This window comes from Sphingopyxis sp., assembly GCF_036402335.1.
Taxonomy (GTDB): Bacteria; Pseudomonadota; Alphaproteobacteria; order Sphingomonadales; family Sphingomonadaceae; genus Sphingopyxis.
Genome location: NZ_DASWTD010000383.1, coordinates 1 through 3,810 on the forward strand (window position 1 = coordinate 1; position 3,810 = coordinate 3,810).

Genomic DNA, 3,810 nt, shown 5'->3' on the forward strand with positions numbered 1-3,810 from the left:
CATCGACCTGTCACAGACCGTGCCGCTGTTCGCGCGCGCGCTCGAATTCGTCAGCTCGACCGTCGCCGCCGGCGGCAAGGTGCTGTTCGTCGGCACCAAGCGCCAGGCGCAGGGCCCGATCGCCGATGCGGCCCGCGCTTCGGGTCAGCACTTCGTCAACCACCGCTGGCTGGGCGGCATGCTCACCAACTGGAAGACGATCTCGAACTCGATCAAGCGCCTCAAGACGCTCGAAGAGCAGCTCTCGGGTGACACCTCGGGCCTCACCAAGAAGGAAGTGCTCAACCGCACCCGCGAACGCGACAAGCTCGAAATGTCGCTCGGCGGCATCCGCGACATGGGCGGCATTCCCGACGTGATGTTCGTGATCGACGCGAACAAGGAAGAGCTGGCGATCAAGGAAGCCAACGTCCTCGGCATTCCCGTCGTCGCGATCCTCGATTCGAACGTCTCGCCCGACGGTATCGCCTTCCCGGTTCCGGCGAACGATGACGCGGCGCGCGCCATCCGCCTCTATTGCGACGCGGTTGCCCAGGCGGCGACCCGTGGCGGCCAGCAGGCCCGCGCGAACCGCGGTGAAGATCTCGGCGCCGCTGTCGAGCCCGCCGCCGAAGCCGCGCTGACCGAAGAAGCCGCTCCGGCTGCCGATGTCGCCGCTCCGGTGACCGAAGACGAACAGGTCCCGGCCGAAGCCGCTGCCGAAACCGAACGTCAGAGCGACGCATAATCGCTCGGGCATGACGGGGCGGCGCGGCAAGGCCCGTGCCGTCCCTGTCATCCCTTTGACTTATCGCCCCGCCATGCGCGCGGGCGTCACGCGGGCCAGATGGGTCCGCCCCTTTTGAAAGGAATATCCCATGGCTGAGATTACGGCCGCCCTCGTCAAGGAACTGCGCGACCGCACGGGCGCAGGCATGATGGACTGCAAGAAGGCACTTGCCGAGAACAACGGCGACATCGAAGCGTCGATTGACTGGCTGCGCACCAAGGGCCTCGCCGCCGCCGCCAAGAAGGCCGGCCGCGTTGCCGCCGAAGGCCTCGTTGGCGTCGCCACCGACGGCAATCGCGGCGCGATGGTCGAGGTGAACAGCGAAACCGACTTCGTCGGCAAGAACGAGCAGTTCCAGGAATTCGTCCGCGACGTGACGCAGGTCGCGCTCGCCGGCAATATCGCCGACATCGAAGCGCTGGGCGCTGCCGGCTATCCGGGCGGCGGCACCGTCGCGGAGAAGCTGACCAGCAACATCGCGACGATCGGTGAAAACCAGTCGCTGCGCCGCAGCGTCATCGTCTCGGTGAACTCGGGCGTCGTCACGGGCTATGTCCACAACGCCGCCGCACCCGGCATGGGCAAGATCGGCGTGCTCGTCGCGCTCGAATCGAGCGCCGGTGCCGACGTTCTCGAACCGCTGGGCAAGCAGCTCGCGATGCACGTCGCAGCAGCCAACCCGCTGGCGCTGAACGGCGACGATCTCGACGCCGACCTCGTCGCCCGCGAACGCGCGATCGCTGAGGAAAAGGCGGCGCAGTCGGGCAAGCCCGCCGAAATCGTCTCGAAGATGGTCGACGGTTCGATCGCGAAGTTCCGCAAGGAAAACGCGCTGCTGTCGCAGCTCTTCGTGATGGACGGCAAGACCCCGGTCGCCGAAGTCGTCGCCGCAGCCGGCAAGGATGTCGGCGCGACGATCACGCTCAAGGGCTTCGTCCGCTTCCAGCTCGGCGAAGGCATCGAGAAGGAAGAAAGCGATTTCGCGGCGGAAGTCGCAGCGGTCGCTGGCGTCTAAAAAGAAGATCCGGATTGCCGCGATCGACGTGGCAGTCCGCTTGGCAATGGCGCGTGCCCGCTCTAGGGTGCGCGCCATTCGCTTATTCATCGATTACACAAGGTTCCCCCGATCATGGCTTTGCCCGGCATGAAACGCATCCTGCTGAAACTGTCGGGTGAGGCGCTGATGGGCTCCAGCCCGTTCGGCATCGACCCCGAAACCGTCGCAAGCATGGCTGCCGAGGTCAAGGAGGCCAAGGATCGCGGGCTCGAAATCTGCCTCGTCATTGGCGGCGGCAATATCTTCCGCGGCATGGCGGGCGCGGCAAAGGGCATGGACCGCGCGCAGGCCGACTATATGGGCATGCTCGCCACCGTGATGAACGCGCTCGCGATGCAGAATGCGCTGGAGCAGCTTGGTGTCGAAACGCGCGTCCAGTCGGCGATCGAGATGGACAAGGTGTGCGAACCGGTGATCCGCCGCCGCGCCGAACGCCATATGGAAAAGGGCCGCGTGGTGATCTTCGCCGCCGGCGTCGGCGCCCCCTATTTCACCACCGACAGCGGCGCCGCGCTCCGCGCTGCCGAGATGAAGTGCGACGCACTGCTGAAGGGTACGAGCGTCGATGGCGTCTATAACGCCGATCCCAAGAAGGATCCGACCGCGGTCCGCTATGATACGCTGAGCTATGACCGCGTCCTCGCCGACAATCTGAAGGTGATGGACGCGAGCGCGGTGGCGCTGTGTCGCGACAATCATATCCCGATCGTGGTGTTCAATATCCGCGAGCCGGGCAATCTGGCGCGCGTGCTGGCGGGCGAGGGTGTTTCCACCGTCGTCGCGGACGCCCCCTGACGAGATCAAGAGAGGAAAGACAGATGGCGAAATATGACAAGGCCGACCTCGAGCGCCGCATGCACGGCGCGGTCGAATCGCTGAAGAGCGACCTCGCAGGCCTGCGCACCGGCCGCGCGCACACCGCGCTGCTCGATCCGGTGACGGTCGAGGTTTACGGCAGCCACATGCCGCTTAACCAGGTCGCTTCGGTCAGTGCGCCGGAGCCGCGCATGCTGTCGGTGCAGGTGTGGGACAAGTCGAACGTCGGCCCGGTCGACAAGGCGATCCGCTCGGCGGGCCTCGGCCTCAACCCGATCGTCGACGGCCAGATGTTGCGCCTGCCGATCCCCGAAATGACGCAGGAGCGCCGCAAGGAACTGTCGAAGCTCGCCGGCCAATATGCCGAAAAGGCGCGCGTCGCGGTCCGCAATGTCCGCCGCGACGGCATGGACAATCTCAAGGCCGACGAGAACAAGAAGGAAATCAGCGAGGACGATCGCAAGCGGTCCGAAACCGAGGTCCAGAAGCTGACCGACGCGACGATCGCCGAAATCGACGCCGCTGCGACCGCCAAGGAAAAGGAAATCCTGGGCTAGTGGATCGGTCGGTTTCCGGGACCCCGTACGGAGTATGACGACACCAGCCGCCAGCCACGGCGCACGCCATGTCGCCATCATCATGGACGGCAATGGCCGCTGGGCCAGGAAACGCCTGCTGCCGCGCGTTGCCGGGCACAAAGCCGGGGTCGAGGCGGTGCGTACCATCGTCCGCGCGGCAGGCGACCTCGGGATCGAGGCGATGACGCTCTATGCTTTCAGTTCCGAAAACTGGAAGCGGCCCGAGGAAGAGGTCAACGACCTGATGGGGCTGATGAAACGCTTCATCCTCAGCGACCTCGACGAATTTGCCGCTAACGATGTGAAGCTGAAGGTGATCGGCAACTGGCGCGCGCTCGCGCCCGACGTCGTCGCGCTGATCGACAATGCGCTCGAACGCACGGCGGGCAACAAGCGCACGACGCTTGCGGTCGCACTCAACTATGGCGCGCAGGACGAGCTGGTGCGCGCCGCGACCGCCGCCGCGGCGCAGGGCGAAATCACGGCCGAGGCGATCGAGGCCAACCTTGACACGGCCGACATGCCGCCGCTCGACCTGCTCATCCGCACCTCGGGCGAAGTGCGGCTGTCGAACTTCCTGCTCTGGCAGT

At 65.6% G+C, this 3,810-nt stretch carries 5 protein-coding genes; all 5 read left to right on the forward strand.

Annotation, left to right across the window (positions count from 1 at the left end):
- On the forward strand, window positions 1-727 hold a 727-nt coding region (gene rpsB / locus VGD20_RS12100; RefSeq protein WP_331134687.1), incomplete at its 5' end, for a 30S ribosomal protein S2.
- 130 nt (window positions 728-857) lie between these two features.
- Entirely contained in the window at window positions 858-1,784 is a 927-nt protein-coding gene (gene tsf, locus VGD20_RS12105; protein WP_331134688.1) for a translation elongation factor Ts, read from the forward strand.
- 114 nt (window positions 1,785-1,898) lie between these two features.
- Window positions 1,899-2,621 carry a UMP kinase gene (gene pyrH / locus VGD20_RS12110; RefSeq protein ID WP_331134689.1) on the forward strand — a complete coding sequence of 241 codons (723 nt, stop codon included), beginning with the start codon at window positions 1,899-1,901 and terminating at the stop codon, window positions 2,619-2,621.
- 23 nt (window positions 2,622-2,644) lie between these two features.
- Complete coding sequence (gene frr, locus VGD20_RS12115; protein WP_293646677.1) at window positions 2,645-3,199, forward strand: ribosome recycling factor; 555 nt, start codon at window positions 2,645-2,647, stop codon at window positions 3,197-3,199.
- 34 nt (window positions 3,200-3,233) lie between these two features.
- The coding region (uppS, locus tag VGD20_RS12120; RefSeq protein ID WP_331134690.1) for a polyprenyl diphosphate synthase at window positions 3,234-3,810 on the forward strand (577 nt) is incomplete at its 3' end.